The sequence below is a fragment of the Ruegeria sp. AF1 genome (genome assembly GCF_056542125.1).
The window spans coordinates 26,514-51,545 of sequence record NZ_JBQFZG010000007.1 but is presented as its reverse complement, the minus strand read 5'-3'; the positions used below and the strand labels follow the sequence as shown (position 1 = coordinate 51,545).

32 protein-coding genes are annotated in these 25,032 nt (G+C 60.8%); 16 read left to right on the top strand and 16 right to left on the bottom strand.

The window, feature by feature from the left end; all coding sequences use genetic code 11:
- Positions 1 to 251 precede the first annotated feature (251 nt).
- Positions 252 to 1,052 carry a glycoside hydrolase family 25 protein gene (locus tag ACR0BK_RS11670; protein WP_480473934.1) on the top strand — a complete coding sequence of 267 codons (801 nt, stop codon included), beginning with the start codon at positions 252 to 254 and terminating at the stop codon, positions 1,050 to 1,052.
- On the opposite strand, the gene ACR0BK_RS11665 is transcribed toward ACR0BK_RS11670, so the two are convergent.
- The 12 genes from ACR0BK_RS11665 to ACR0BK_RS11610 all read right to left on the bottom strand — a co-directional run bounded on the left by ACR0BK_RS11665 (position 1,049) and on the right by ACR0BK_RS11610 (position 8,612).
- Complete coding sequence (locus tag ACR0BK_RS11665) at positions 1,049 to 1,474, bottom strand: hypothetical protein (RefSeq protein WP_480473933.1); 426 nt, start codon at positions 1,472 to 1,474, stop codon at positions 1,049 to 1,051. The two genes, ACR0BK_RS11670 and ACR0BK_RS11665, sit on opposite strands and share 4 nt — an antisense overlap.
- A 134-nt stretch (positions 1,475 to 1,608) precedes the next feature.
- Complete coding sequence (gene trmD / locus ACR0BK_RS11660) at positions 1,609 to 2,418, bottom strand: tRNA (guanosine(37)-N1)-methyltransferase TrmD (RefSeq protein WP_480554752.1); 810 nt, start codon at positions 2,416 to 2,418, stop codon at positions 1,609 to 1,611.
- Entirely contained in the window at positions 2,415 to 3,230 is an 816-nt protein-coding gene (locus ACR0BK_RS11655) for a hypothetical protein (RefSeq protein WP_480554750.1), read from the bottom strand. The genes trmD and ACR0BK_RS11655 overlap by 4 nt, the downstream gene beginning before the upstream one ends.
- Complete coding sequence (gene rimM / locus ACR0BK_RS11650) at positions 3,230 to 3,733, bottom strand: ribosome maturation factor RimM (RefSeq protein WP_480554749.1); 504 nt, start codon at positions 3,731 to 3,733, stop codon at positions 3,230 to 3,232. The genes ACR0BK_RS11655 and rimM overlap by 1 nt, the downstream gene beginning before the upstream one ends.
- Positions 3,726 to 3,875: a hypothetical protein gene (locus ACR0BK_RS11645; RefSeq protein WP_209506115.1), complete on the bottom strand. Its 150-nt coding sequence runs from the start codon at positions 3,873 to 3,875 to the stop codon at positions 3,726 to 3,728. Before ACR0BK_RS11645 ends, rimM begins: the two co-directional genes overlap by 8 nt.
- Before the next feature lie 6 nt (positions 3,876 to 3,881).
- Complete coding sequence (gene bluB / locus ACR0BK_RS11640; protein ID WP_480554747.1) at positions 3,882 to 4,517, bottom strand: 5,6-dimethylbenzimidazole synthase; 636 nt, start codon at positions 4,515 to 4,517, stop codon at positions 3,882 to 3,884.
- Positions 4,518 to 4,529: 12 nt separating this feature from the next.
- Positions 4,530 to 4,919 carry a 30S ribosomal protein S16 gene (rpsP, locus tag ACR0BK_RS11635; RefSeq protein ID WP_209506119.1) on the bottom strand — a complete coding sequence of 130 codons (390 nt, stop codon included), beginning with the start codon at positions 4,917 to 4,919 and terminating at the stop codon, positions 4,530 to 4,532.
- A 122-nt stretch (positions 4,920 to 5,041) separates the two neighbouring features.
- Positions 5,042 to 5,338: a chorismate mutase gene (locus ACR0BK_RS11630; protein ID WP_209506121.1), complete on the bottom strand. Its 297-nt coding sequence runs from the start codon at positions 5,336 to 5,338 to the stop codon at positions 5,042 to 5,044.
- Positions 5,335 to 5,877, bottom strand: a complete 543-nt coding sequence (locus tag ACR0BK_RS11625) for a GNAT family N-acetyltransferase (protein ID WP_267365321.1) — start codon at positions 5,875 to 5,877, stop codon at positions 5,335 to 5,337. The genes ACR0BK_RS11630 and ACR0BK_RS11625 overlap by 4 nt, the downstream gene beginning before the upstream one ends.
- Positions 5,874 to 6,428, bottom strand: a complete 555-nt coding sequence (locus tag ACR0BK_RS11620; RefSeq protein WP_209506125.1) for a GNAT family N-acetyltransferase — start codon at positions 6,426 to 6,428, stop codon at positions 5,874 to 5,876. The genes ACR0BK_RS11625 and ACR0BK_RS11620 overlap by 4 nt, the downstream gene beginning before the upstream one ends.
- A complete protein-coding gene (ffh, locus tag ACR0BK_RS11615; RefSeq protein WP_480554746.1) occupies positions 6,428 to 7,936 on the bottom strand; it encodes a signal recognition particle protein in 1,509 nt (502 codons plus the stop codon). The genes ACR0BK_RS11620 and ffh overlap by 1 nt, the downstream gene beginning before the upstream one ends.
- Positions 7,937 to 8,099: 163 nt before the next feature.
- A complete protein-coding gene (locus tag ACR0BK_RS11610) occupies positions 8,100 to 8,612 on the bottom strand; it encodes a hypothetical protein (protein WP_480554745.1) in 513 nt (170 codons plus the stop codon).
- A 91-nt stretch (positions 8,613 to 8,703) separates the two neighbouring features.
- Between ACR0BK_RS11610 and ACR0BK_RS11605 the strand changes: the two genes are divergently transcribed.
- Complete coding sequence (locus ACR0BK_RS11605) at positions 8,704 to 9,234, top strand: prolyl-tRNA synthetase associated domain-containing protein (RefSeq protein ID WP_480554744.1); 531 nt, start codon at positions 8,704 to 8,706, stop codon at positions 9,232 to 9,234.
- Here the strand turns inward: ACR0BK_RS11605 and ACR0BK_RS11600 are convergent, their stop codons facing one another.
- Positions 9,235 to 9,972 carry an aspartate/glutamate racemase family protein gene (locus ACR0BK_RS11600; RefSeq protein WP_480554845.1) on the bottom strand — a complete coding sequence of 246 codons (738 nt, stop codon included), beginning with the start codon at positions 9,970 to 9,972 and terminating at the stop codon, positions 9,235 to 9,237.
- Positions 9,973 to 10,044: 72 nt separating this feature from the next.
- Entirely contained in the window at positions 10,045 to 10,626 is a 582-nt protein-coding gene (locus ACR0BK_RS11595; RefSeq protein ID WP_480554743.1) for an FMN-dependent NADH-azoreductase, read from the bottom strand.
- Between the two features lie 119 nt (positions 10,627 to 10,745).
- Here ACR0BK_RS11595 and ACR0BK_RS11590 point away from each other — a divergent pair, with 119 nt between their 5' ends.
- The 3 genes from ACR0BK_RS11590 to ACR0BK_RS11580 all read left to right on the top strand — a co-directional run bounded on the left by ACR0BK_RS11590 (position 10,746) and on the right by ACR0BK_RS11580 (position 13,074).
- Positions 10,746 to 11,624, top strand: coding sequence for a LysR family transcriptional regulator (locus ACR0BK_RS11590; protein WP_480554844.1), 879 nt, complete (start codon positions 10,746 to 10,748; stop codon positions 11,622 to 11,624).
- Positions 11,621 to 12,535, top strand: a complete 915-nt coding sequence (locus ACR0BK_RS11585) for a DMT family transporter (protein ID WP_480473918.1) — start codon at positions 11,621 to 11,623, stop codon at positions 12,533 to 12,535. Before ACR0BK_RS11590 ends, ACR0BK_RS11585 begins: the two co-directional genes overlap by 4 nt.
- A 125-nt stretch (positions 12,536 to 12,660) precedes the next feature.
- Entirely contained in the window at positions 12,661 to 13,074 is a 414-nt protein-coding gene (locus ACR0BK_RS11580) for a universal stress protein (RefSeq protein WP_480473917.1), read from the top strand.
- Here ACR0BK_RS11580 and ACR0BK_RS11575 read toward each other — a convergent pair.
- Positions 13,071 to 13,406, bottom strand: coding sequence for an ArsR/SmtB family transcription factor (locus tag ACR0BK_RS11575; RefSeq protein ID WP_480473915.1), 336 nt, complete (start codon positions 13,404 to 13,406; stop codon positions 13,071 to 13,073). The two genes, ACR0BK_RS11580 and ACR0BK_RS11575, sit on opposite strands and share 4 nt — an antisense overlap.
- Positions 13,407 to 13,490: 84 nt before the next feature.
- On the opposite strand from ACR0BK_RS11575, the gene ACR0BK_RS11570 reads away from it, so the two are divergent.
- From ACR0BK_RS11570 to ACR0BK_RS11540, 7 genes are all read left to right on the top strand, one after another.
- The gene (locus ACR0BK_RS11570; RefSeq protein WP_480554742.1) at positions 13,491 to 14,402 is read left to right on the top strand and encodes a DMT family transporter; all 912 of its coding nucleotides are present in this window, start codon (positions 13,491 to 13,493) and stop codon (positions 14,400 to 14,402) included.
- A 184-nt stretch (positions 14,403 to 14,586) separates the two neighbouring features.
- A complete protein-coding gene (locus ACR0BK_RS11565; RefSeq protein ID WP_480473911.1) occupies positions 14,587 to 14,919 on the top strand; it encodes an AtpZ/AtpI family protein in 333 nt (110 codons plus the stop codon).
- A 2-nt stretch (positions 14,920 to 14,921) separates the two neighbouring features.
- Positions 14,922 to 15,707 (top strand): F0F1 ATP synthase subunit A, encoded by a 786-nt coding sequence (locus ACR0BK_RS11560; protein ID WP_267366759.1) that lies wholly within the window; start codon positions 14,922 to 14,924, stop codon positions 15,705 to 15,707.
- A 48-nt stretch (positions 15,708 to 15,755) separates the two neighbouring features.
- Positions 15,756 to 15,980 (top strand): F0F1 ATP synthase subunit C, encoded by a 225-nt coding sequence (locus tag ACR0BK_RS11555; protein WP_005981269.1) that lies wholly within the window; start codon positions 15,756 to 15,758, stop codon positions 15,978 to 15,980.
- 86 nt (positions 15,981 to 16,066) lie between these two features.
- A complete protein-coding gene (locus tag ACR0BK_RS11550) occupies positions 16,067 to 16,618 on the top strand; it encodes a F0F1 ATP synthase subunit B' (protein WP_480494682.1) in 552 nt (183 codons plus the stop codon).
- 5 nt (positions 16,619 to 16,623) lie between these two features.
- The gene (locus ACR0BK_RS11545; protein ID WP_480494680.1) at positions 16,624 to 17,184 is read left to right on the top strand and encodes a F0F1 ATP synthase subunit B; all 561 of its coding nucleotides are present in this window, start codon (positions 16,624 to 16,626) and stop codon (positions 17,182 to 17,184) included.
- 201 nt (positions 17,185 to 17,385) lie between these two features.
- Positions 17,386 to 18,219 (top strand): hypothetical protein, encoded by an 834-nt coding sequence (locus ACR0BK_RS11540; protein ID WP_480554741.1) that lies wholly within the window; start codon positions 17,386 to 17,388, stop codon positions 18,217 to 18,219.
- A gap of 30 nt (positions 18,220 to 18,249) precedes the next feature.
- Here ACR0BK_RS11540 and ACR0BK_RS11535 read toward each other — a convergent pair whose 3' ends face one another.
- Positions 18,250 to 19,020, bottom strand: a complete 771-nt coding sequence (locus ACR0BK_RS11535) for an FCD domain-containing protein (RefSeq protein WP_267365974.1) — start codon at positions 19,018 to 19,020, stop codon at positions 18,250 to 18,252.
- A 150-nt stretch (positions 19,021 to 19,170) separates the two neighbouring features.
- Between ACR0BK_RS11535 and ACR0BK_RS11530 the strand changes: the two genes are divergently transcribed.
- The 4 genes from ACR0BK_RS11530 (at position 19,171) to ACR0BK_RS11515 (ending at position 24,816) form a co-directional block, all read left to right on the top strand.
- On the top strand, positions 19,171 to 20,364 hold the full coding sequence (locus tag ACR0BK_RS11530) for an aminotransferase-like domain-containing protein (protein ID WP_480554740.1): 1,194 nt from the start codon (positions 19,171 to 19,173) through the stop codon (positions 20,362 to 20,364).
- 44 nt (positions 20,365 to 20,408) lie between these two features.
- On the top strand, positions 20,409 to 20,816 hold the full coding sequence (locus ACR0BK_RS11525) for a hypothetical protein (protein ID WP_480483776.1): 408 nt from the start codon (positions 20,409 to 20,411) through the stop codon (positions 20,814 to 20,816).
- Positions 20,817 to 20,956: 140 nt separating this feature from the next.
- On the top strand, positions 20,957 to 24,412 hold the full coding sequence (locus ACR0BK_RS11520) for a chromosome segregation SMC family protein (protein WP_480473900.1): 3,456 nt from the start codon (positions 20,957 to 20,959) through the stop codon (positions 24,410 to 24,412).
- A 53-nt stretch (positions 24,413 to 24,465) separates the two neighbouring features.
- Positions 24,466 to 24,816, top strand: a complete 351-nt coding sequence (locus ACR0BK_RS11515; RefSeq protein ID WP_480494786.1) for a hypothetical protein — start codon at positions 24,466 to 24,468, stop codon at positions 24,814 to 24,816.
- Positions 24,817 to 25,032: the final 216 nt, after the last annotated feature.

Genomic DNA, 25,032 nt, shown 5'->3' with positions numbered 1-25,032 from the left:
CCCGGCGCATCCCTGCCGAAGAAAACGGGACGTCACGCCATGGTGCAAACCAAAACACCGGCGTCGCAGAACGCGGCACCGGATTGCGGTCGTTTAAGGGTATTGCAGGCAGGGATCAAGGGAAAAACGCCCTGACTTGCCCAACAGGCCGGTAGGAATCCGCCAGCCTGAAACTAAGGCGTTGCCAAGCGGGCCAGATCAGGCATTCTGAGGCAAATAATATGAGCAGATATTTCAGACAGGACCCTATGATGCGATTGGCATTCATGCTGGCCATAACGGCCGTTGCGCTGATGTCTTGCGGTCGAGGCGGCCCGAAACCTCAGGCAGTCGAACCCGTTCCGGGCGTGGACAGGACAGCACCACTTGTGATCTACCCCGATTTTGGCGACGCGGATCCCCATGACTGGGAAGGGAGCCACCCCGGACAATACCCGATCCATGGCCTTGACGTGTCACGCTGGCAGGGGCCGATTGACTGGCGCACGGCCCGGGCATCAGGTGTCAGCTTTGTGTTTCTGAAAGCGACCGAAGGCGGCGACGTGGCAGATCCCCTGTTCGACGATCACCGCCGCGGCGCGCAGTCGGCCGGTGTGCCTTGGGGCGCCTACCACTATTATTATTTCTGCCGTTCGGCCCGGGAACAGGCCCGCTGGTTCATCCAGAACGTGCCCAAAGGGGCAGACCTGCCGCATGTGCTGGATATGGAATGGACGCCGCATTCCAAGACCTGCACGCTGCGCCCCGATGGCAGAACCGTCCGGGCCGAGGCGCAGCATTTTCTGGACATTCTCGAACGACATTATGGCCGCCGCCCGATCGTCTATACCACGGTGGATTTCTATGAAGACACCGATATCGGGCGCCTGCCCAAGACCGAGTTCTGGCTGAGATCGGTCGCAGGCCACCCACGCACTGTCTATCCCCGCGCGGTCTGGCGATTCTGGCAATATACCGGCACTGGTCTGGTGCCGGGCGTTCAGGGCCGGGTGGACATCAACACTTTCAATGGCACGCCAGACGTCTGGGCCAGATGGAAGGCCGGGGGTTAGGTCTTTGGTGCGCCGTAGGTTTCAATGGTGCCGCCGCTAACCAGATGGTCCAACCGGCGCTCACGCTCTTCCCCAAAGGCGTTGCGCACCCAGAACGATTCACCTGCGCTCAGTTCCCGGCGTTCGAAACCGCGCTCTTGCAGGCAGCGGTCCACCTGATCGATTTCGCCCTGCGTGCGCAGTTCGTCCTGGATCGGGGCGGTAATCGCTGGGCCGATGAGGATACCCCATAAAAGGATATTCGTTGCATATCCCCCGATGACGGCGCTGTTTCCGCCTTCGTCAGCTTCCAGAGAACAGGAATCGACCGCTACCCGCGCCGAATGCAGATTGTGACCGGCTTGCGTTGGAACGGACATCCCCAGTGGTTTGGTCGTACAGGCAGAGGCAACCAGAAAAGCGCCAAGCAATAACTTCTTCATAATGCAATTAGTCTTTCGTTTTAAGGCACTGAAAACGCAGGGCTTTCAAACGTGCATATTTTGGAAGATGATCAACTGCAAATAGAATTCTGGCAAACACAGAACCTGCGGCATGTCTGCAACAATTCGGTCTGTCACTCAGACGAATCCGACCGGGATTTTGCATAGTCGGCCCAGATATCCGGGCGCCGCTCGCGGGTTATATCCTCAGCAATCTTGTGACGCCATTCGGCGATGCGGCCGTGGTGGCCCGACATCAGAACCTCTGGTATCGGGCGGCCTTTCCAATCCGCCGGGCGGGTGTATTGCGGATGTTCCAGCAGGCCCGAGGAAAAGCTTTCCTCTTCGGTCGAGGCCTGATTGCCCAGAACGCCGGGGATCAGGCGCACCGTGGCATCGATCAGGGCCTGTGCCGCAATCTCACCACCGGTCATCACGAAATCCCCCAAGGAGACCTCCTGCACACCGTAATGCTCCAGCACGCGCTCATCCACGCCTTCGAACCGGCCACACAGCAGGGTCATGCCATCGCAGCGCGCAAGGGTCTGCATCATGCGCTGGTCCATGCGCCGCCCGCGCGGGCTGAGGTAAATCAGTGGCCAGTTGCCCTGAATGCCCGCCATGGTGTGCTCGATGGCTTCGCCCAACACATCGGGCCGCAAAACCATACCCGCGCCGCCCCCGGCAGGCGTGTCATCCACGTTGCGATGCCTGCCGACACCGAACTGCCGCAAGTCCACGGTTTCCAGCTGCCACAACCCCTCTTGCAGGGCCTTGCCGGTCAGGCTTTCTCCCAGAACGCCCGGAAAGGCAGTTGGAAACAGGGTGATGATCTTGGCCTTCCAGACGCCGTGCAGGTCCGGGGTGGGTGTCATCAGCTCACGCGGTTTCAGCGTGGCCCGGATCGCCTTGCGACCATGGGATTTGCCGGGTTTGTCAGTCATTTCTGGCGGGCCAGTTCATGTTGGGCGGTTCGAATCAGGGCCTTTTTCTGAGTGATCAACGCCGTTTCGTCCAGCGATGATCGGTTCAGGGCCAGCAGTTCCCTCAGGACGTCGTCGGACAGCTGAGGGCTTTCATGCGCGGGCTTCACTAGCCGCGCCGATTTCCCGGGTGGCAGGTCGAGAAATTCGGCAAATGGTGCGCCCAATCCAAGGTGGTGGCCTTTCAGCGCTTCCATCCACGCGGTCCGTACCGTGACAGTTGGCAACCGGTCCCTGATCCGGTCCGCCGTGTCCTGTAGCGATGGCAGATGCGCAAGATCGGCGCAAAAGCCGTCCAGGTCCTGAACCATGCGCGACAGGTGAAGATCGTGGGCCCAAAGGCTGCGCAACCACGCATCGCGATTGCGCAACGACAGGTAGACGGTGATGTCGGTTTCTTCGCCCACCAGACGGCGGCGCAGCACGCTGACAACCGTTTCCGCCAGTTCGGGTGCGGCTCCGTATCCTTCGCTTTTGTTCCTGCTGGGGCGCAGGCCCAGAAAATTCTCTTCGCTCAGGATCAATCCCCGGCGTGCTCCGAAATCCAGACCGTCGAAAAACGTGTGCAGCTGACCGCCAAACCCTGCCAGCGTGTCATCCAGACGATAGATCGAATGGCGCGTGGCCGCTTCGTTCAACCCGGCCTTGCGGGTCTTATAGGGAAGAACCAGAGCGAAATGCGGCCAGATCAGCTCGCGGTTTTCGTGCAGAAAGGACTGTGCTGCCGTCATACCGGTCTTGTGAAAACCCAGATGCAGCAGAACACGTCGCATCAGATCAGGCCTTCGGGCGGGTCGGCCACGATGCGGCCCTGTTCCAGATCGACGGTTGGCACCACCTGCATCGTGAACGGCAGCAGAACCGTCGCCTTCAGGCCCGGCCCGTGTAGTTCCAGCAGGTCTGTGGCCCCGTGGTTCTGCACGGATTTGACCTTGCCCAGCAGGGTGCCGCCGGTGTCATAGACCTCAAGCCCGATCAGGTCTGTGTGATAGAATTCGTCGTCGGGTAACGAGGGCAACTGATCGCGCCGCGCAAACAGGCGCAAACCGTTCAGCGCATCCGCCTGTTCTTTGGTTTCAACCCCGCCAAGACGGGCGGCAAAACCGTTCTTGATCGTACGCGTCAGAACCACCGGATAGCGTTCCTTGCCGTTTTCATCCGTCAGCGGCGAATACGCCTCGATATCTTCGGGAACGGCGCAGAAGCTTTTCAGGCGCACTTCACCGCGTACACCATAAGACCCCGCGACGCTGCCGACGCAGATCAGATCATTCATTGGCAGCCCCCGTCGTCAAACAGATCCCGTTTCTCCACTCTCCAAGCCCTTCGCAGGCTTCGCGCTGATTGTTGCGCTCAAAGAACACGCCCACAATAAAGGCGATCAGCAGCAGAATGGGAAGGCGTATCAATCCGAACATGCGGCCCTACCTTGTTTCGATCTTCAGGCTGTCGGCCCGGTTTTCCCAGCCAACCTGCTCAAGTTCGGGGGTGTCAGATATCTGTTCCGGCCATCCGACACAGAAATACCCGATCAGACGCCAGTTGCCCGGCACATCCAGATCGCGCGCCATCTGTTCGGGGTCCAGAATGGATACCCAGCCCAGCCCCAGCCCCTCTGCCCGTAGGGCCAGCCAGAACAGGGTGATCGCAGAGACCACGGAATAGCGCCGCATCTCGGGCATCGAGCCCGCGCCAAGACCCATCCCCTTGTCGGTACTGTCGTCGCAGAAGACGGCCAGTTGCACCGGCGCTTCCTGCATCCCCGACAGTTTCAGGCGGCTGTAAAGCTGCGCCCTGTCGCCGGAATAGCCCGCCAGGGCATCATCATTGGCGGTTTGGAAATTCCTTAGCGCCGCAGCCCGGGCCGCCGCGCTTTCGACGCGGATCACGCGCCACGGCTCGCTCAACCCCACCGACGGGGCCAGCCGAAACGCGTCGAGGCAGCGCGAAAGCACTGCCTCGTCTACCGCGTCGCCGCGGAACCGGCGCACATCGCGTCGGAGCCGCAACAACAGATCGAACTGCGTGCGAAATGCGTCAGTAAAGGTCTGATCCCGCACGCTTCGGCCTGCTTATTCTTCTGCAGCCGCTTCTTCAGCCGGTGCAGCAGCCGCTTCGGCAGCTTCCGCAGCCTTTGCAGCTTTCTCTTCCGCGCGTTCCTGAGCTTTCTTGCCCGGGGTACCCTTGTTGGGGTTGTTGCGCTCGGCTTTGTCACGGGTGCCGGCTGCTTCCAGCATACGCGCGATACGATCGGTGGGCTGGGCGCCCTGATCCAGCCAGTGCTGAACGCGTTCCATGTCCATTTTCACACGCTCTTCGCTGTCTTTCGGCAGCAGCGGGTTGTAGGTGCCCAGTTTCTCGATGAAACGGCCGTCGCGCGGCATCCGGCTGTCAGCCGCCACGATGCGGTAAAACGGACGTTTTTTCGAGCCTGCGCGGGCGAGACGAATTTTCATTGCCATGGTGGTATCTCCTTTGAATGGCATCACGCCGGAGGCGTGTATTTGATTGGCCGGTGTCTTTTCCGGTTAATTCTGGTGTTTTTTGAACCTCTGGTTCACTTTCAACTTGCTGAACCTCTGGTTCACCCTTGGTGTTTCCTGTGGTGTCGGATGACTTCCTGAATGATGAAATTCAGAAAAGCTTTGGCGAAATCGGGGTCCAGATCGGCCTCTTTCGCCAGGTCTTCAAGCCGTGCGATCTGCGTGGCCTCACGCGAGGGATCGGACGGGGGAAGGTTGTGTTCGGCCTTGAGCTTGCCAACGGCCTGTGTGTGTTTGAACCGCTCGCCCAGCGTATAGACAAGGATCGCATCCAGCCGGTCGATGCTTTCGCGATGCTCTTTCAGCAATGCAGCCGCGCGTGTCACGGGGTTGTTCATTGGCCGGTCCTTTCGGCTGTCGAAACGTCAATCTTGGGGTGCCGCCACACCTGGCAGGACTGGCCCAGCAGTTCGGCATTGTCACGCTCCAGCGTTGCACCCAACCGCTCGGCCAAAGCGCGCGAACGGTCGTTTTCGTGGGCGATATACGAAATCACCCCGTTCAGGCCCTGATGCCGCGCCGCATAGGACCGGGCGGCAAGCGCCGCCTCGTAGGCAAAGCCTTTGCCTTCGAAATCTTCCATCACGGTCCAGCCCAGTTCAGGCTCGTCCCAGCCGGGGGCGTCAATCAGGCCGACGCCGCCTGCGAACCGACCGCTGGATTTCTCGGTCAGGTGCCAAAGGCCAAATCCTTTCAACGCCCAGTGCCCAAGGCGTCTGGCCAACATGCCCCAGCTTTCCAGCGCGTCCCGGGGGCCGCCTACCATATGGCTGCGCTCGGTTGCAAAGAATGCGGTCAGCGCAGGCAGATCATCCAGATGCGGCGCGCGCAGGATCAGACGTTCGGTTTCAACGGTGGGGATGGTGAACGCGGTCATGCGTAGGCCTCCATCCCGCCATTCACCAGATCCGCAGGCGCGGGGTGCCGCCAGATCTCGGACCTGCCGAATTTGGGGTGGTCATAGTGATACTCGAACTGCGCGCCCAGCCGTTTCGCCACCGCCTTGCTGGCATGATTGTCCAGATCAATCAGCGAGATCGCCGTTTCCCACCCCAGAACATCATACGCATAGGAACGTGCGGCCAGTGCCGCCTCGGTCGCGTAACCCTTGCCGGTGGCGTGGTTCATCAGTGTCCAGCCGATCTCGGGTTCGGGCCAGCCTTCGGGGCACCAAAGCCCGATCCGCCCGACATAAGTGCCCGAGGCTTTTTCCTCAGCACTCCAGAACCCGTAACCGCGCAGGGACCAGTGGCCCAGCAGCGAAGCGATCAGTCGCCAAACCTCATCCCGGCGCAGTGGTCCACCGACGAACTTCGCCGCATCGCTGGCAAAAAACGCGGTATCGGCGTCCAGATCAGCCTCGGACGGCGCGCGCAGGATCAGGCGCTCGGTTTCAAGTCGGGGGATATGTTGGGCGATGGCGTTCATTACTTCTTCTTGCCAAACCCGCTCAGGCCCTGAGGCAGCCCCATGCCGCCGCCCAGACCAGGCAGACCGCCGGGCATCTTGCCGCCCATCGCTTTGGCCGCCTGTTCCAGTGCCTTGGGGTCCATGCCGGCAGCCATGTCTTCGGGGCTGGGACCACCTTTGCCGAACATGCCCTTCATGGCCTGTTTCAGCATCTTGCCTTTGCCCATCTTGCCCATCTTTTTCATCATGTCCGACATCTGCCGGTGCATCTTGAGCAGCTTGTTGAGGTCGCTGACCTCCATCCCCGAACCGGCTGCAATCCGTTTCTTGCGGCTGGCTTGCAGCAGCTGCGGGTTGGCGCGCTCCCGTTTGGTCATGGACTGGATCAAGGCGATCTGCTGGCGCAGGATCTTGTCGTCCAGACCCGCCTGATCCATCTGCTTGGCCATTTTGCCCATGCCCGGCATCATGCCCATCATGCCCTGCATGCCGCCCATCTGGATCATCTGTTCCAGCTGCATCTTCAGGTCATTCATGTTGAACTGACCTTTGACCATGCGCTTCATCATGCGCTCGGTCTGTTCCATCTCCATCGTTTCCTGGGCTTTTTCGACCAGGGCAACGATGTCGCCCATGCCCAGAATACGTCCGGCGATCCGGTCCGGCTCGAAGGTCTCCAGCGCGTCCATCTTCTCGCCCAGACCGACAAAGCGAATAGGCTTGCCAGTCACCGCGCGCATAGACAGCGCCGCACCACCGCGCCCGTCCCCGTCCATCCGGGTCAGGACCACGCCCGAGATACCGACCTTGGCGTCGAATTCTTCGGCCACCTCAACGGCGACCTGACCGGTCAGGCCGTCAACCACCAGCAGGGTCTCGCGCGGGTCAACCGCGTTGCGGACCTGTTCGACCTCGCCCATTAGCACTTCGTCGATATGCAGGCGACCGGCGGTATCCAGCATGTAGACGTCATAGCCGCCCAATGTGGCTTGCTGCTTGGCGCGCTTGGCGATGTCGACGGGTTTCTGGCCCGGTACAATCGGCAGTGTGTCAACGCCGACCTGCGCGCCCAGAACCGCCAGCTGGTCCATCGCCGCCGGGCGATAAACGTCGAGCGAGGCCATCAGGACCTTCTTGCCCTCTTTCTCTTTCAGGCGCTTGGCCAGTTTACCGGTGGTGGTGGTCTTACCCGAACCCTGCAGACCGACCATCAGGATCGGGGCAGGCGGGTTGTCGATCTTCAGCTTTCCGGGGTCTTCCTCGCCACGCAGGGTATCGACCAGCGCGTCATGCACGATCTTGACGACCTGCTGACCGGGGGTGATCGACTTGGTCACCGCCTGACCGGTCGCCTGGTCCTGCACCTTCTTGACGAATTCACGCGCCACCGGCAGCGAGACGTCCGCCTCAAGCAGGGCAACGCGGACCTCGCGCAGGGCGGTCTTGACGTCTTCTTCAGACAGGGCACCCTGTTTGGTCAGCCGGTCAAAGACGCCGGAAAGGCGTTCGGATAGATTTTCAAACATGCCTTCGGCCTCCTTAGCCGGTTATCTGATGGCGCGTCCTAGATAGGATGCGTCGGTTAAATGCACAAACGCCCCCACGGGCGAAACTCGCTGGTGGGGGGCGATCCCTGAACGACTCAAGGGACCGGAAGATCAAGACGCTTCCGGATGTTTGGCGGTGGCATTAGGCCGATTGGCTGTCAGAGTCAACTGTGCGGGCGTCATTCCATGCGTTCAGGGTTTGGATCGCGTCAAATGCGCTCGATCCCCATTTCGTGTAACTGGCGAATAATGGAATTGAGCTTGTACCGTCTGAATGCACAAAATGTAGAACCGGACGCGTGGCTATTTCGCCAATACTTCCACCATTGTCTTGCATTTCGGCGCATCTAAAGTCTGACAGTTTGTGTGATTCGACACGATAGCCCAACAGAGTGCGACGTTGGATTTTCAAGGTGTCAGTTGTGCGATCCAGGATGATCTGCATCTTTTGTACAACTTCGAGGGACAATACCACAATAACAACAATCGGGATTGAGAGCGTTTTGAGAATTTCAAGATATCCCGGTTCCTCCTGTATCTGTTGGCTGATCGCGGATCCGGCGAAAATGAGGAAAACGATCAATATAAACAGGCTCCGCCCCCACGGTCTGTGCAAGATTATCAAATGATCGGGGTTGTTTCTGATGATCTTCATGAAAATTGATCTTCAAAGCGTCAGGTTCGTCTCGTTCTTGCCATTTTGGCGCAGTTAGGCCAAGTGCCGTTGAACATTTCGGAGATATCCCATGGACGCATCATCCACATTTCAGGATACATTACCGCTCAGTTCTGACGCGCTGTTGGCGCAGCTGGATGATTGGGGGCTGCCCTACCGCCTGCACACCCATGTTCCCTTGCGCACGGTCGAGGACTCCAAGGCCGTAGAAGGCCGGTTCATGGTGCCGGGCGAGAAAGCGTTGCGGGTCAAGAACCTGTACCTGCGCGACAAGAAAAAGCGCAACTACCTGGTGACGCTGGAACAAAGTCGCGAGATCGACCTCAAGGCGCTGGGCGCAGAACTGGGTGTCGGCACCCTGTCTTTCGGTTCGGCAGACCGGCTGTTGCAGAACCTTGGTATTCGCCCCGGCGCGGTCAGCCCGCTGGCGATGATCAACGGTGTGCAGAACGATGTGCAGTTCTTCATGGACGCTGCCGCCCAAGGGGCCGATGTGATTTATATGCACCCGTTGGTCAATGACCGTACCGTTGTGATGAAACAATCCGACGTGATGGCGTTCTTCGATCGCATCGGTTGCACCGTTACGTGGCTGCCCTGATCACTCAAGCGCCAGTTTCAGCGCGGCGGCGACATGCGCGGCGGACGGGTTGATGAACAGGTGCCCGTCGGCCTCGAATACCGGGTCATCCAGATGGTTTGGAAAGGCAAGCGGCAACTCGGTACAGGCCAGCAGAATGGCGGTTCCGGGACGGGCATGTTTGTTGCAAAAGGCCAGCAACCTTGCGCGCGCTGCATCAGAGGCACCACCGTAGAAATCACTGTCGATCATGGCCTGCATCTCGGAAATCTCGGGGTCGGGCAGCCGCGCATTCGCAGTGATGCCCTCGGCCGCCAGACGATCCGCATAGTTGGTGGCCTGCATCGTCACGGTTGTTCCAAGCACCAATGCGTTAGACACGCCTGTGTTGGCCGTGGCCTCTGCCGTCGCGTCGAAAATGCTGAGAATGGGCATGGAAACACCCTGTCTGATCGCGTGCAGCCGCGCGTGTGGGGTGTTGGACGCTATGATGCCAAAATCGCATCCTGCACGCTCCAGCGTCAGCAGCGCGTCGCGAAACACCGCATCAAACGCCGCCCAGCTGGCTTCGTCCCCTGCGACACCCCGCAGGGCGCGGGTCCTGGCCTGTGTGACAGATTCGATGGTCATGGTAGGGATCGGCAGGGGCGCGCCGTGGCCGCGCGCCGCAAAGTAACGCCCGGCACCCTCGGCAATCGCCCTGTAATAGTCCACGGTCGACGCCCAGCCCACACCGCCAAGAATTCCGATCTTCTTCATGCGCGCCATCCAGTCCGCCAGTTCCATCTGACCAGCAGACTGGACGTTTCAGGGCTTATTGACCAGTGGCGATCAGGCCGCCAGTTCTGTTACCGCCTTTTTGGCGCTTTCCAGCGCGGCTTCGGGGTTCACCGCCATCTGATCCGCGGCGATGATCGCTACATCATGGATGCCGATAAAGCCCAGAACGTGACGCACATAGTTGGTGGCAAAGTCGATCTCGGATCCGACAGCGGTACCGCCCGACGCGATTGCCAGAATGGCGCGTTTACCCTCCAGCAACCCTTTTGGGCCGTTCTCCGAATAGGAAAAGGTCAGGCCCGCGCGGGCGACCAGGTCGATCCAGGCCTTGAATGCAGCGGGGACCGAGAAGTTGTAGATCGGCAGGCCGATAACGATGGTATCAGCCTCTTGCAATTCGGTCACCAGCGCGTCCGAAAGGGCCAGCCGGTCGCGTTGCAGGTCGTCGCGCTGCTCGGCCGGAGTAAAGTTGGCGGCGATCCAGTCTTCGGTCAGCAGGGGCAGGGGGGTGGCCAGATCTCGGCGGACGATGCGGGCGGCACCCAACTGCCGGACAATGCGGTCAGACAGGTCGCGGGTGGTCGAACCCGCGCGGCGGGCAGAGGCGTCGATATGCAGGATGGTTTTAGCCATTTTTCGGGTCCTTTAGGTCAGGGAAATCTTGTTCTGATCCCAATATGGCTGTTGCGTTTGCGAACAAAACTCGGATACATCAACAGCTATTGTTAGAAATTGCACAGAACGGTGTGACGATGGACAATTGGGATGAGGTGCGGACCGCCTATCAGGTGGCGCGCATGGGAACCGTCAGCGGCGCGGCCGAGGTTCTGGGCGTGCACCACGCCACAGTGATCCGCCACATCGACGCGATCGAGGCCCGGTTGGGTGTCAAACTGTTCCAGCGCCACGCGCGGGGATATACCCCGACCGAAGCGGGCGACGATTTGCTGCGCGTGGCGCAGGCCACCGAAGACCAGTTCAACCAGCTTGTCGGCCGGATGAAGGGGCGCGGTGACGATGTATCGGGTGAACTGGTGGTGACTTCGCTGGGCTCCATCGCGCCTTTGGTGGTGCCGACGCTGACCGAGTTTCAAAAGATGCACCCCGAGCTGATCGTGCGCTACCTGACCGGAGACCGCCTGTTCCGGTTGGAATATGGCGAGGCGCATGTTGCAATCCGCGCGGGATCAGCCCCGGATCAGCCCGACAACGTTGTGCAACCCTTCCGGCAGGAAGAAGTCGGCCTCTATGCCAGCACCTCTTATATCGAACGGCACGGCAAACCTTCGGGCATCGAGGATTTCGGGAACCACCACTTCGTCAGCTCTGACGATGAAGGCAGCCGAGCGCCGTTCACCCGGTGGCTGCGCAACACGGTATCCGCCGACCGCATTACCTTTCGCTGCACCAACAATTTCTGTATGCGCGAGGCCGTTCTGGCTGGGGCCGGTATCGGCTTCATGGCCCGTTGGGAGGCCGCCCGTCATGACACTCTGGTCGAAGTGATCGACCCGCTTCCGGAATGGTTCGGCAACCTGTGGCTGGTGACCCATGTGGACCTGCACCGAACCACCAAGGTGCAAACGTTCCTGAGTTTTCTGAAAGAGGCCTCCAAAGGCTGGTGCCCATGAATCCGCAGATGCGCGGCCATCTGGCCATGCTGACTTTTTCGGCACTTGTTGCAGGCAGTTTCTCGCTTGGGTCGATGATTGCCAACGAAATTGCCCCTGCTGCCTTGAATGCGGTGCGCTTTGCCTTCGCGGCTGTGGTGATTGGTGTGGCGGCCTTGGCAACAACCGGTCTGCCCCGCAGTGCCGCGCAGGCGCCCTGGCGGTATCTGGTGCTGGGCGGGTTGTTCGCCACCTACTTTGTCCTGATGTTTTACGGGCTGCAAACCGCCCCGCCGGTCAGCGCTGCCGCGGTTTTCACCCTGACCCCCGTTGTCTCGGCCATTGCGGGCTGGGTCCTGCTGCGCCAGATCACCACGCCGCGCATGGCAATAGCCCTGTCCATCGGTGCGATTGGGGCGCTGTGGGTGATCTTTCGGGCCGACTGGCAGATGTTCCGCGCCTTCCAGATCGGCGAGGGCGAGGTCATCTATTTCTGGGGATGCGTCGCGCACGCGATTTACACCCCCATGATCCGCAGACTGAACCGCGGAGAACCTGCCGTCGTGTTCACGTTCGGTACGCTGGTTGCCGGGTGCCTGTTATTGGTCCTGTTCGGCTGGTCTGACCTGAAGGCAACCGATTGGGCAGCTCTTCCCGCCATCGTCTGGATCGGGTTGTTCTATATCTCGTTCTTCGCAACAGCGGCCAGTTTCGTTCTGGTGCAATTCTCCTCGCTCCGGCTGCCGTCGGCCAAGGTCATGGCCTATACCTATCTGGTGCCAAGCTGGGTGATCCTGTGGGAAATCGCGCTGGGCAAACCTGTCCCGACGGGATTGATCCTGGGCGGTGTGGCGCTGACGGTCATTGCGCTGCTGATGCTGCTGAAAGAAGAGGCCCCGCGCTCCATTCCCCAACGCCGGGCAGCTGAGTAACGCCGCTCCCGGTCTGAAACCGGTACAGATTGCCCACGAATTCCAAAAGCAGAATCTGTTGAGCCAGATCAAGGCAGGCCCTTGGTCTCAGGACTACCTTGGAAGGCGGACAAAAGGAGGAGATTATGTTCAAACATATCATGCTGCCGATTGACCGCCACCTGCCGCCCGAGGTTCGCAAGGCCGCAGATGTCGCCGCGCAGGTGGCAAAATGGCAAGGCGCCAAGATCACTCTGGTCAGTGTCAGCGGGGCCCATATGGGTGCATCCTCGGAAACCGAGGCCGAGATAGACAAGCAACTGGCCGACTTCACCGAACAGCTTGTATCAGAAGGCGCGGGCGAGGTCGCGGTGCGCAAGATACACTCGGTTGATGTTGCTGCCGAAGTGGACAGCGACCTGACCCGCGCGGCGGAAGAGATTGGTGCAGACCTGATCATCGTGGGCACCCACGCGCCCCGGATCACCGACTACATCTTTTCCAGCCACGCCGGATATCTGGCCAAACATGCCAGCATGTCGGTTTTCGTCGTGCGCTAGGCCTCATCCGAGATCGGAAGCTCGACTTCCAGAAACCGTTCGAACGCATCCAGGTTGATGGGTTCGAACTGACCGAACCCCTGCATCCAGACCGAAGCAGTGCGCAACGCGTCGGGTTCCAGCTTGCACCACTTCACCCGGCCGCGCTTTTCCTGTGATATCAGCCCGGCTTTAGTCAGGATGACCAGATGTTTCGAGATCGCCGCCAGCGACATCTCGAACGGCTCGGCGACATCCGTCACGGCCATATCGTCCTCCAGCAGCATCGCCAGAATGGCGCGGCGGGTGGGGTCGGCAAGGGCCGCGAACACGGTGTCGAGATCGTTGGACATGGGTCTTTCCTAATGGGCGAGAACCCGTTTGACAATTTACCCTATCACGTCACTGTGCAGCGGTGATGCGCAAAGGGGGCGGCTATGGCGCTGAAATACTGGCTGGTGATCTGCGTCCTTGGCATCGGGTGGGGCATGTCTTTCATGTTCAACGCCATATTGCTGCGCGAACTTGGGCCGCTATCCGTATCGTTGGGACGGGTTGCATTTGGGGCTCTGGGCTGTTGGATCTATGTGATTGCCGCCCGTATGCCGGTTCACCTGACACTCGAGCGCGCCATTGGACTGCTGGGGTTCGGGGCGCTCAGCTATGCCGCTCCATTTGCGTTCTATGCGCTTGGGCAGCAGCATATCGCATCCGGCGTGGCAGGGATCGTGAATGCGACAACACCGGCCTTTGCCGTCATCGTTTCGCATTTTTGGCCCGGAAGCGAGCGTGCGACGCTGTTGAAATCCCTTGGCGTAGTGTGCGGCTTCATTGGGATTGTCGTGTTGTCCGTCCCGATTTTGCACAATGGCGAAACATCTCAGTTCTGGGCGGTTCTGCTGACCCTGTGCGCACCCATATGTTACGCGTTTTCTGTCAACATTGCGCGGGCTTTCCGCGACATGCAGCCGGTGGTGCTGGTCGCCCTGGCACTGACAGGGGCGGCCTTGGCAATTTTACCCTTGGCACTTTGGCGTGAAGGCTTGCCGATGATCGAGCGCACTGAAACATGGCTTTCGTTGTTGATGATCGGATTTGTGCTGACCTCGGCCGCTTTCATTGCCTTCTACTGGTTGCTGCCCAGAGTCGGGCCAACCAACATTTCGACCGTAACGCTGATCGCACCGGTTTCCGCCCTGATACTTGGAACCTGGGTTCTGGGGGAAACTCTGCAACCCGAACATTTGATGGGCATGGCGGCGATTTTTGCCGGGCTCTTGCTGATCGATGGACGTCTCGTTCGACGCTTGTGGCCGCAGCTAGCGCGCAAAGATCAACCAAAAGGTTGAATATGGGTTTTGGGGCGATTACTGCCGCTCAGGCCAAAGGCAGGCAATTCGATCGGGCGAGCAAGCCAAAAATAACTGTTTAAAAACAATTTATTAGCCTGCGTCATTTCACACCATCAACGCCGTTGACTCTGCGCCTTTCGCGCCTTAGCACCATGCGCAAGACAGCGCGAGGATTCCGTCCGTGACCGATGACGACCAAAAGCAGCGTATGGCGCAGCTTGAGGCCAAGATCGAGGCGGCGAAAAAGGCCAGAAAGCCGGCTGCCCGCGCTGACAGTGACATATCCGGGGGCGAGCTTGCCTGGAGGATGGTCATCGAAATGGTTTCCGGTCTTGGGATCGGATTTGGCATCGGATACGGGCTGGACAGCCTGCTCGGGACGATCCCGATCTTTCTGGTGCTGTTCACATTGCTGGGCCTTGTCGCGGGCGTGAAGGTTATGCTCCGCAGCGCGCAAGAGGTTCAAGATAAACAAGCGGCCGATATGCAGGCCGAAAAGGACGAGAGGGACTGAACGTGGCAAGCGAGACCACCGCAGCACACGGCGCCGAAGGCGCAGACCACGCAGCAGAAGCCAGCAGCCTGGTGTTTCACCCGATGGACCAGTTCATCGTCAAGCCGCTGTTCGGTGGCGAGATTGCCTGGTACACGCCCACCAACGTGACCCTGTGGCTGTTCCTGGCCATCGTGGCGATCTTTGGCCTGCTGGTTCTCAGCACGTCAAAGCGCGCCATCGTCCCGACCCGGATGCAGTCGATTGCGGAACTGGCCTATGGCTTCATCTACAAGATGCTGGAAGACATCTGCGGCAAGGACGGCGTCAAGTTCTTCCCCTATGTCATGACCCTGTTCATGTTCATTGTGACCGCGAACTTCCTGGGTCTGATCCCAACCTCGTTCACCACCACATCGCATTTCGCCGTGACAATCCCGCTGGCGCTGGCCGTGTTCCTGACCGTGACCATTCTGGGTTTCGTCAAGAACGGTGCCGCGTTCCTGGGCCTGTTCTGGGTCTCCAGCGCGCCGCTGGCGCTGCGCCCGATCCTGGCGATCATCGAGCTGATCTCGTACTTCGTACGCCCCGTCAGCCACTCCATTCGTCTTGCCGGTAACGTCATGGCAGGCCACGCGGTGATCAAGGTGTTTGCAGGCTTTGCCGCAATTTCCCTGATTTCGCCTGTGTCAGTTCTGGCGATCACCGCAATGTATGGTCTCGAGGTCCTTGTGGCCTTCATTCAGGCCTACGTATTCACCATTCTGACCTGTGTTTATCTGAAAGATGCGCTGCATCCTTCGCACTAAGGTCCGACAACCCAACATCGAAACTTCCAATTCGTAAGGAGAAACATCATGGAAGGCGATCTCGCACACATCGGCGCAGGCCTGGCAGCAATCGGTTCCGGCGCAGCCGCAATCGGGGTGGGCAACGTTGCAGGCAACTTCCTTGCCGGCGCCCTGCGCAACCCTTCGGCGGCTGCTTCGCAGACCGCAACCCTGTTCATCGGTATCGCATTCGCAGAAGCCCTGGGGATCTTCGCATTCCTGGTCTCGCTGCTGCTGATGTTCGCCGTCTAATCTGCGGAACCTGATCCTTACGCGCAGGTGGGTCCAAGCCATAGCGGCCCACCTGTTGTAAAGACAACGTTCCGACGGAGGACATCATGGCGACTGAACCCATTAGCGAAGAAGTAGTTGGCGCGTGCGTCGACTCGCATGGCTCTGCCATCGGGATGCCGCAGCTCTGCTTCGATTGGTTCCCCAACCAGATTTTCTGGCTGGTCATTACGCTGGTCGTCATCTTTCTGGTCCTGTCTCGCGTGGCTCTGCCCCGCATCGCGGCGATCCTGGCCGAGCGCCGGGGGACCATTACAAATGACCTGGCTGCGGCCGAAGATCTGAAGGCCAAAGCGGTCGAGGCCGAAGAGGCCTATAACAAGGCGCTGGCCGATGCCCGTGCCGAAGCGCAGCGTATCGCGGCCGAAGCCCGTGCTGAAATCCAGGCTGGTCTGGATGACGCGATTGCCAGGGCGGATGCGGAAATCGCTGCAAAGGCGGCTGAATCGGAAAAGGCAATTGCCGAAATCCGTGCCGGTGCGCTGGAAAGCATTCAAGTGGTCGCCAAGGATACGGCGGCTGAACTGGTCACCGCGCTGGGCGGCGAGGCGGATGCCAAAGCCATCGACAGTGCCATTGACACGCAGATGAAAGGATAAGTGACATGCGGAACACTCTTGCCCTTATCCTGATCGTTGGTGCCGCCAGCCCCGCGCTGGCTGCAAGCGGCCCGTTCTTCTCGCTTGGCAACACCGACTTTGTGGTCCTTCTGGGCTTCATCGTTTTCATCGCGGTCCTGTTCTACTTCAAGGTGCCGGGCATGATCGGCGGTGCGCTGGACAACCGTGCCGAAGGCATCAAGGCCGAGCTGGACGAAGCCCGCGCCCTGCATGAAGAAGCACGCAGCCTGCTGGCCTCGTACGAGCGCAAGCAGCGTGAAGTGCAGGCACAGGCTGATGCGATTGTCGAGGCGGCCAAACAGGACGCGGCTCTGGCTGCGGACCAGGCGAAGGTCGATCTCGAAAAGTCGATCGAACGCCGTCTGGCTGCTGCGCAGGACCAGATTGCCTCGGCCGAAGCCTCGGCTGTAAAAGACGTGCGCGATCAGGCCGTTTCGGTTGCGATTGCCGCTGCCGGCTCGGTTCTGGCCAAGCAGATGACAGCCGCGCAGGCGAACAAGCTGATCGAGGTCTCGATCGCAGATGTGGGCGCCAAGCTGCACTGACGGGGACACCGACAGGTAAAAAACGCAGATGACCCGAGAGCATTGCGCTGTCGGGTCTTTTGTTTTGGGGGCGGGGCTGATTGTATTGACCGGAACATCACTCGGATTCTGTACCCGTCTTTGGGTCGGAATGTCCCGCTCGGGGCCGACGGGTGCAAAAAGAACAGGGAAAGACGGGCCGTGGCAGGCGAAAACGTTTCGATGAATATTGTTGGGGTGGTCAGAAACGGCGGGGCCGCGCTGATCGAAAGCATCAACAGGATCGAAGACCTGACCACCCGCTTGTACCGCTATTCCGTGACCATTGCGACAAACGACAACACCGATCGTACGGATCGGGTTCTGTCCGAATTCGCGCGCCGCGACCCGAATGTGGACCTTGTCCGCATGGATGGTCTGGCCTCCAGACTGCCGGGCCGGGTCGAGCGGATCACGGCGGCCAGAAACGCTGTCCTCAACAGGCTGGAAGAACGCGACAGCGGTCACGACCTGACATTGGTGCTTGATCTGAACGGGCCGAATGTCTGTCTGGACGCTCAGACGGTTCTGACGGCCGCACAACGTTCCGTACCACGCTGGGAAGGTGTCTTCGCCAATTCCAAACCGGCCTATTACGATATCTATGCCCTGCGCTGCGCAGGCTGGTGCGACGAAGACGTCTGGCAAAGAATTCGGACAACGCGCAAGCCCCTGTTCGGGCGCCGCAAATGGCGGAAAGTTCTGCTGAAATCAGCGGTTTTCGACCGCCAGTATCACATTCCGTCCGATATGCCCCTGATACCGGTCGATAGCGCCTTTGGCGGCGCAGGATTGTACAAGACACGCGCCCTGCGTGGCCTGCGCTATTCCTGCCGGGATGAAAAGGGCGACCTCGTGTGCGAACATGTGATGCTGCATAAACACCTCAGGGACCGGGGCGCGCGGCTGTTCATCGACCCGGCCCTGACAACCATCGCCCCGAATGACGATCTGGGCGAAGGCAGTGGCACACCTTTCCCGTCACACCTGATCCAGGCCGAGACCGGGGCCGCCTGAGCTCCGCTCCCGGAAGGCCTTCGGAAAGCGCTAGGCCTGACGGGTTTCGTGCTGCAACCTTTGCTGCGCAACGGCCTCGTTCCGCTCTGCCTTCTGCTGATCGATCATGCAGCGTTCGACAAAGCTCAGATGAGTTTCGACGGCCTGACGTGCGGCTGCCGGATCGCGGGCCTGAAGGGCCGCGTTGATAGTGCTGTGCTGGTCCAGAATGGCCTCGCGGGTCGCGCGCTGCCGGAACATTGTCCGTCGGTTATAGAACACTCCCTGCACCAGCAGGTCATACATTGACCGCATCATGTGCAGCATCACCACATTGTGGCTGGCTTCGATGATGGCCATGTGAAACTCGGCATCCAGCTGCGCCTCTTGGTCCGCGGCGTTCCGGTCATGGGCCGCCCGCATCTTGTCATAGATCGCCTGAACAACCTTCAGGTCGCTCTCTGATCCCAGCCGCGCGGCCCGTTCTGCCGCCAGCCCCTCCATGTCGCGGCGAAAGGACAGGTAATCGAATACGGCCTCGTCATGGCTGCTGAATAACCGGATCAGCGCTGGCGAAAAGGCCGACCCCAAAACCTCGGCCACATAGATCCCGGACCCGGCTTTTGTTGTCAGCAACCCCTGTTCCTGAAGCTCGGACACCGCATCGCGCAGGGACGGGCGCGACACGCCCATCCGTTCGGCCAACTCACGCTCGGGCGGCAGACGCTCACCGGGGCGCAGGATGCCGCGCAGGATCAACAGCTCGATCTGGCGAACGACCGCAAGCGACAGTTTTTCCGTCTGAACTTTCTGAAAAGGCATGGTTCGTTCCGAAATTGGTCAACTCATTTGACCATGGACAGGGGGGCTGTTCAAGAATACCCGGTCAAATCCGCTGAAATATTAGGTCAGAAGTGTTGACTTTAATTTGATAAAGCATAGGCTGCGCCGAAATGAGATCGGAGGAGCCTCATGTCCCAACACCCATTGTTTGCCACCCGGGCCTCCCGGATGAAGGCGTCAGAAATCCGCGAGCTGCTGAAACTGCTCGATCAGCCCGGTATCATTTCGTTTGCCGGTGGCATTCCGGACCCCGCGCTTTTCCCGGCTGAGGCTTTCGCGCAGGCGTTTCAGCAGGCATTGGGGCCGGACATGCAGGCGCAGGCGCTGCAGTATTCGGTCAGCGAAGGCTATGCGCCCCTGCGCCGGTGGCTGGTGCAGCACATGCGCGAGATCGGGGTGGAATGTGACATGGATAACGTCCTGATCACCTCGGGCTCGCAGCAGGCGCTGGATTATCTGGGCAAGCTGTTCCTGTCCCCCGGCGACACGGCCTTGGTCGGGTGGCCCACCTATCTGGGCGCTCTTGCCGCGTTCAACGCCTATGAGCCGCGCTTTGACCGGCTCAATGGCAACAAGGGGGCCGATGAATTCAGGGCTGCGGCAGGGAATGGCGCCGTGAAATTCGCCTATCTGTCGCCCGATTTTGCCAACCCGACAGGCGAAACCCTGACTCGCCCTGGCCGTGAGGCATTGCTGGACCTGACCGACGAACTGGACTGCGCGTTGATCGAAGACGGTGCCTATCAGGCGCTGCGCTATGACGGTGATCCGATCCCGCCGATCCTGGCTCTGGAACAGGCGCGCAAGGGGTCGATCGAAAACTGCCGGACGATATACTGTGGCAGCTTCTCGAAAACCCTGTCACCGGGTCTGCGCATGGGGTGGGTGGTTGCGGCTAAGCCGATCATCTCGCAGATGGTTCTGCTGAAACAGGCGGCGGATCTGCATTCGGCGACCATCAACCAGATGGCCGTGCATCAGGTCGCGGAAGCGTGTTTTGACACCCATATCCCGAAAGTGCGCGACACTTACCGCGCGCGCCGTGATGCGATGCTGGATGCGCTGCAACAGCACATGCCCGACGGGGTGGCGTGGACGCGCCCCGAAGGCGGTATGTTCGTCTGGGTGACACTCCCGGCGGGGATCAGCGGGTCTGACCTGCTGGCGCATGCGCTGGATACGGTGAAAGTGGCCTTTGTGCCGGGGCAGGCGTTTTTCCCAGACGGCAGCGGGGCAAACACGATCCGGCTCAGCTTCTCGAACTCGGACGAGGCGACGATCCGCGAAGGCATCCGCCGGTTGGGCGAGGTTCTGCGCGCCTGACGTCCGGAAATGTTCTGTTAACCAATATGCTGCAACTCTGCGGCATGATCCGGTTTCTCGCACCTCTTCTGCTGGCCGCCTGCGCCGCCGGGACCCCGCATTTCCGCGACGTTCCTGCCACCCGCGTGGCGGTGAACGGCAGTGTGTTCGACGTGCGCGTGCGCGGCGATCTGGCCGAGGCGGTGCGGATCAACGCGCAATACGCCCCGCGGCTTGGCCCTGTTCGGGATCGCGCCGCGCTGGCCATGGCGCAGGTTTCGGGCTGCCCGATCCTCGACGTGCTGGGCGACGCGGCTGTCACGGTTGGTGTTCTGGGTTGTGACCGCGAAGCGGGGGAACGGCTGCTGCTGACTGCCGTCTCGACGCCCAGATATGAATGTATCGACTATGGTATCTACGAAAATGTCGGAGGCGACAGCGGCTATCAGGTCTTTGAATGCAGCCCATACTGACATACGCGTGTTCCTGCGCATTTCGGCAAGATGTTGTGGATAACTTGCACTGATATCCCATATCCTGCGCAACTGCGTTGACTCGGACCCCATCCCTTGCGCAGACTTTCAATTCATAGGAATCACGGGACACGCGGCCATTGCGTTTCAGCAAGCTCAAACTGACCGGCTTCAAAAGCTTTGTTGATCCGACCGATCTGATCATCGCGGACGGATTGACCGGTGTGGTGGGTCCGAATGGCTGTGGCAAGTCCAACCTTCTTGAAGCCTTGCGCTGGGTGATGGGGGAAAACCGCCCCAAATCCATGCGCGGCGGCGCGATGGAGGATGTGATCTTTGCCGGTGCCGCCACACGGCCCGCCCGCAATTTCGCCGAAGTTGTCCTGACCATGGACAATTCCGAACGTCTGGCACCCGCGGGGTTCAATGACACCGACCAGCTTGAAATCGTGCGCCGGATCACCCGCGATGTCGGCAGCGCCTACAAGACCAACGGCAAGGATGTGCGCGCGCGCGATGTGCAGATGCTGTTTGCGGATGCCTCGACCGGTGCCCATTCCCCCGCGCTTGTGGGGCAGAACCGCATCGCCGAGCTGATCAGCGCCAAACCCCGCGCCCGCCGCCGCATTCTGGAAGAGGCCGCCGGGATCTCGGGGCTGTATCAACGTCGGCATGAGGCCGAGCTGAAGCTGAAAGCGACCGAGGCCAACCTGACCCGCGTCGATGACGTGCTCGAGCAGTTGGGCGGGCAGCTTGCGCAACTGGCCCGTCAGGCCCGTCAGGCCGCACGCTATCGCGAAATCGGCGAACAGCTGCGTCAGGCCGAGGGGATGCTGCTCTATCGCCGCTGGAAAGAGGCCGACATGGCCCGCCAGCAGGCTGAAGACAAGCTGCGGGCCCGGATTTCCGAGGCCTCCCGCGCCGAGGCCGAAGCCCGCGCCGCAGCAGCAAAAAGGGCCGGGATCGAAGAAACCCTGCCCCCTCTGCGCGAGGAAGAGGCCATCGCCGCCGCTGTCCTGCAACGCCAGCAGGTGCAGCGCGATCAACTGACCGATCAGGAAACCCGCGCGCGCCAGACCATTGAAACACTGACCAGCCGCATTCATCAACTCGGCAAGGATATCGACCGGGAAACCGGCCTGAACCGCGATGCGGGCCAGATGATCGAACGGCTGGAATGGGAAGCCCGTGAACTGGCCAAGGCTGCCGAAGGGCATGACGCGAAGGTGGCGGAAGCCGCAGAAATTGCCCGCGAAGCCGCGTCGATCCTTCAGGACCGCGAAGACCACCTGTCGCAGCAGACCGAAGATATGGCGCGTCTGGTCGCCCGCCACCAGTCGGCGCAGCGACTGGTCGAAGACAGCCGCAAGACGCTGGCACGCTCTGAGGGCGAAGAGGAAAAAGCCCGGCTGGCCGTGGATGAGGCCAAAACAGCCCTGACCCGTGCCAGCGAGGCGTTTGAAACTTCGCAGGAAAGCGAGGAAGAAGCCCGCGAAGCCGCCGAGGCCGCCGAAGAGGCGCTGGCCGCCGCAGATGAGTTGCGCAATGAAACGCAAGCCCGCGAAGCCGAGGCACGCGCGCAACGGTCCGAGGCCGAAGGCGAATTGGGTGCAATCCGCGCCGAAACCACCGCGCTTGCCAAGCTGGTGGAACGCGACACGGCCGAAGGCGGGCAGGTGATGGACCTGCTGCGCGTGGAACCTGGTTTTGAAAAGGCGCTGGGAGCGGCCTTGGCCGATGACCTCCGTGCGCCGCTGGTTGAAGGTGACGGCCCGTCCGGCTGGGTTCAGGTGGCAGGCTATGACAGCGATCAACCCTTGCCCGATGGGGTCGACCCGCTGGCGCTGCACGTGTCAGGGCCGGACAGGCTCAGCCGTCGCATCGCGCAGATCGGGCTGGTCGATGCGGATCAGGGCGCGCGGTTGCAGGCGTCGTTGAAGCCGGGCCAGCGTCTTGTGTCGCGCTCGGGCGACCTGTGGCGCTGGGACGGGTTCCGCGCCTGGGCCGAGGATGCGCCAAGTGCGGCGGCGCTGCGTCTGGAACAGCTCAACAAGCTTGAGGCGCTGAAACAGGAACTGGCCCGCACCGAGGCGCAGGCCGACGGTGCCCGCGCCGCGCATGAAACCCTGTCGCGGCAACTGGCGGACGTGACCGAGGCCGACCGACGCGCGCGCGAAGCCCGCCGTGCCGCCGATCAGCGCATGGCCGAAACCGCACGCCAGCTCAGCCGCGCCGAGGCGGATCGCAACCTCGCGCAGGGCAAGCTGGAAACCCTGGCCCTCGCCGTAGACCGTCACAAGGAAGACGCCATGTCCGCCCGCGTGCAACTGCGCGAGGCCGAGGCGGCGCTGAACGACCTAGGTGATCTTGCCAGCGCCCGCGCCGAGGTTGAAGACATCAAGCAGACGGTCGAGGCAGCGCGGATCACCATGCTGACCCACCGCTCGACCCATGATGAGCTGCGCCGTGAAGGCGACGCCCGCACCCGACGCACGCAGGAGGTCACCAAGGACCTGAGCGGCTGGCGGCACCGTCTGGAAACGGCCGAGAAACGGATTTCGGAACTGGCCGAGCGCAAGGAAAGTTCGGAAGAGGAACTGACCGAGGCTATGGCCGTCCCCGGCGAAATCGCCGAGGCGCGGGAAGAGCTGAACGAGTTGATCGAAGCCGCCGAAGCCCGGCGGGCCGATGCCGCTGACAAGCTGGCCGAAGCAGAAACACAGTTGCGCGAAGTGGTGACGGCCGAGCGTGAGGCCGAACGCCTGGCCTCAGAAGCCCGCGAAAACCGCGCCGCAGCCGAGGCGCGCAGTGAAGCGGCAAAGGAAAGCGTGCTTGCGGCGGCAGAACGGATTGCCGAAGACCAGCAATTGACCCCGAACCAGTTGCTGAACCAGCTGGACGTCAACCCCGACCAGATGCCCGCCGCGGATGCTCTGGAAGCTGAAGTGAACCGCCACAAACGCCAGCGTGACGCCATGGGCGCGGTGAACCTGCGGGCCGAGGAAGACAGCAAGGACGTTCAGGAAGAATTTGACACGCTCAGCAGTGAAAAGGCCGATCTGGAAGAGGCGATCAAAGCTCTGCGCAGTGGCATCTCCAGCCTCAACCGCGAAGGGCGCGAGCGTCTGTTGACCGCGTTTGAACAGGTGAACTCGAACTTCGCGATGCTGTTCAAGCATCTCTTTGGTGGGGGCGAGGCCAATCTGGTCATGGTCGAAAGCGATGACCCGCTGGATGCGGGGCTGGAAATCATGTGTCAGCCGCCGGGCAAGAAACTCTCGACCCTCAGCCTGCTGTCGGGCGGCGAACAGACCCTGACCGCGACCGCGCTGATCTTTGGCGTTTTCCTGGCCAACCCGGCCCCGATCTGTGTGCTGGACGAAGTCGACGCGCCGCTGGACGATGCCAACGTCACCCGTTTTTGTGATCTGCTGGACGAGATGTGCCGCCAGACTGACACCCGTTTCCTGATCATCACCCACCACGCGGTGACCATGGCGCGCATGGATCGTCTGTTCGGCGTCACCATGCAGGAACAGGGCGTCAGCCAGCTGGTTTCGGTCGATCTGAAGAAGGCCGAGCAGATGGTGGCCTGACCGCTCACCGCAACGTTATGATGATTGCAGGCATAACGCGCTACCTTGGCCTCATGACGCGTTTCCTGATCTCCGCCCTCATCGCCGCCACCCCGGTTGTCGCCGCCGACTGGCCTGTCAAACCCGGCGATGTCCCGCTGACAGTGGCCGAGCTTGACGCCCTCGCAGGCCAGACGCTGACCTTTTACGATGATGGTCAGGCCAAGTTTTCGGCCGGTGGGGCCTATTCCTATACCTACGCGGGAGGAGATTCCGCCTTTGGAACCTACGCCATCGCCGATGACGGTTCCGTCTGCATTGCGTACCGCAACGGGTTCAGCCGCTGCGACCTGTATGTCCGCAGCGGCGAGCGGCTGATCCTGATCGATCAGAAAGGGGATCGATACCCGGTGCGGCCCGAATAAGGAAGTCAGCAGTTCAGGACGGTCACTTTGGCAATGGACCAACCCGTGCAGCGTACTGAACCCGCGGCAGGTGCCAAAGGCTACGCCAGGAACATTAGCCCAAAAATGCACGCCCGAAGATAGGCCAGAACCAAACTGTGGGCACCTCGACACAGCGCGCTGGCGCAAAGCAGGGTAAGTCGTGCCAAAACCGCCGCCGCGGTTGACGAGCCACGC

What these genes read in the sequence shown, in the direction of transcription:
- ACR0BK_RS11670 (WP_480473934.1), top strand. Translation starts at nt 252, where the DNA reads ATGCGATTGGCATTCATGCTGGCCATAACGGCCGTTGCGCTGATGTCT.
- ACR0BK_RS11570 (WP_480554742.1), top strand. Translation starts at nt 13,491, where the DNA reads ATGGCGCTGAAATACTGGCTGGTGATCTGCGTCCTTGGCATCGGGTGG.
- ACR0BK_RS11610 (WP_480554745.1), bottom strand. Translation starts at nt 8,612, where the DNA reads ATGAAGATCATCAGAAACAACCCCGATCATTTGATAATCTTGCACAGA.
- ACR0BK_RS11620 (WP_209506125.1), bottom strand. Translation starts at nt 6,428, where the DNA reads ATGAACGCCATCGCCCAACATATCCCCCGACTTGAAACCGAGCGCCTG.
- ACR0BK_RS11665 (WP_480473933.1), bottom strand. Translation starts at nt 1,474, where the DNA reads ATGAAGAAGTTATTGCTTGGCGCTTTTCTGGTTGCCTCTGCCTGTACG.
- ACR0BK_RS11585 (WP_480473918.1), top strand. Translation starts at nt 11,621, where the DNA reads ATGAATCCGCAGATGCGCGGCCATCTGGCCATGCTGACTTTTTCGGCA.
- ffh (WP_480554746.1), bottom strand. Translation starts at nt 7,936, where the DNA reads ATGTTTGAAAATCTATCCGAACGCCTTTCCGGCGTCTTTGACCGGCTG.
- ACR0BK_RS11580 (WP_480473917.1), top strand. Translation starts at nt 12,661, where the DNA reads ATGTTCAAACATATCATGCTGCCGATTGACCGCCACCTGCCGCCCGAG.
- ACR0BK_RS11605 (WP_480554744.1), top strand. Translation starts at nt 8,704, where the DNA reads ATGGACGCATCATCCACATTTCAGGATACATTACCGCTCAGTTCTGAC.
- ACR0BK_RS11525 (WP_480483776.1), top strand. Translation starts at nt 20,409, where the DNA reads ATGATCCGGTTTCTCGCACCTCTTCTGCTGGCCGCCTGCGCCGCCGGG.
- ACR0BK_RS11540 (WP_480554741.1), top strand. Translation starts at nt 17,386, where the DNA reads ATGAATATTGTTGGGGTGGTCAGAAACGGCGGGGCCGCGCTGATCGAA.
- ACR0BK_RS11630 (WP_209506121.1), bottom strand. Translation starts at nt 5,338, where the DNA reads ATGAACAACCCCGTGACACGCGCGGCTGCATTGCTGAAAGAGCATCGC.
- ACR0BK_RS11655 (WP_480554750.1), bottom strand. Translation starts at nt 3,230, where the DNA reads ATGCGACGTGTTCTGCTGCATCTGGGTTTTCACAAGACCGGTATGACG.
- rpsP (WP_209506119.1), bottom strand. Translation starts at nt 4,919, where the DNA reads ATGGCAATGAAAATTCGTCTCGCCCGCGCAGGCTCGAAAAAACGTCCG.
- rimM (WP_480554749.1), bottom strand. Translation starts at nt 3,733, where the DNA reads ATGAATGATCTGATCTGCGTCGGCAGCGTCGCGGGGTCTTATGGTGTA.
- ACR0BK_RS11555 (WP_005981269.1), top strand. Translation starts at nt 15,756, where the DNA reads ATGGAAGGCGATCTCGCACACATCGGCGCAGGCCTGGCAGCAATCGGT.
- ACR0BK_RS11590 (WP_480554844.1), top strand. Translation starts at nt 10,746, where the DNA reads ATGGACAATTGGGATGAGGTGCGGACCGCCTATCAGGTGGCGCGCATG.
- ACR0BK_RS11545 (WP_480494680.1), top strand. Translation starts at nt 16,624, where the DNA reads ATGCGGAACACTCTTGCCCTTATCCTGATCGTTGGTGCCGCCAGCCCC.
- ACR0BK_RS11515 (WP_480494786.1), top strand. Translation starts at nt 24,466, where the DNA reads ATGACGCGTTTCCTGATCTCCGCCCTCATCGCCGCCACCCCGGTTGTC.
- ACR0BK_RS11550 (WP_480494682.1), top strand. Translation starts at nt 16,067, where the DNA reads ATGGCGACTGAACCCATTAGCGAAGAAGTAGTTGGCGCGTGCGTCGAC.
- ACR0BK_RS11600 (WP_480554845.1), bottom strand. Translation starts at nt 9,972, where the DNA reads ATGAAGAAGATCGGAATTCTTGGCGGTGTGGGCTGGGCGTCGACCGTG.
- ACR0BK_RS11645 (WP_209506115.1), bottom strand. Translation starts at nt 3,875, where the DNA reads ATGTTCGGATTGATACGCCTTCCCATTCTGCTGCTGATCGCCTTTATT.
- ACR0BK_RS11575 (WP_480473915.1), bottom strand. Translation starts at nt 13,406, where the DNA reads ATGTCCAACGATCTCGACACCGTGTTCGCGGCCCTTGCCGACCCCACC.
- trmD (WP_480554752.1), bottom strand. Translation starts at nt 2,418, where the DNA reads ATGACTGACAAACCCGGCAAATCCCATGGTCGCAAGGCGATCCGGGCC.
- ACR0BK_RS11535 (WP_267365974.1), bottom strand. Translation starts at nt 19,020, where the DNA reads ATGCCTTTTCAGAAAGTTCAGACGGAAAAACTGTCGCTTGCGGTCGTT.
- ACR0BK_RS11625 (WP_267365321.1), bottom strand. Translation starts at nt 5,877, where the DNA reads ATGACCGCGTTCACCATCCCCACCGTTGAAACCGAACGTCTGATCCTG.
- ACR0BK_RS11530 (WP_480554740.1), top strand. Translation starts at nt 19,171, where the DNA reads ATGTCCCAACACCCATTGTTTGCCACCCGGGCCTCCCGGATGAAGGCG.
- ACR0BK_RS11595 (WP_480554743.1), bottom strand. Translation starts at nt 10,626, where the DNA reads ATGGCTAAAACCATCCTGCATATCGACGCCTCTGCCCGCCGCGCGGGT.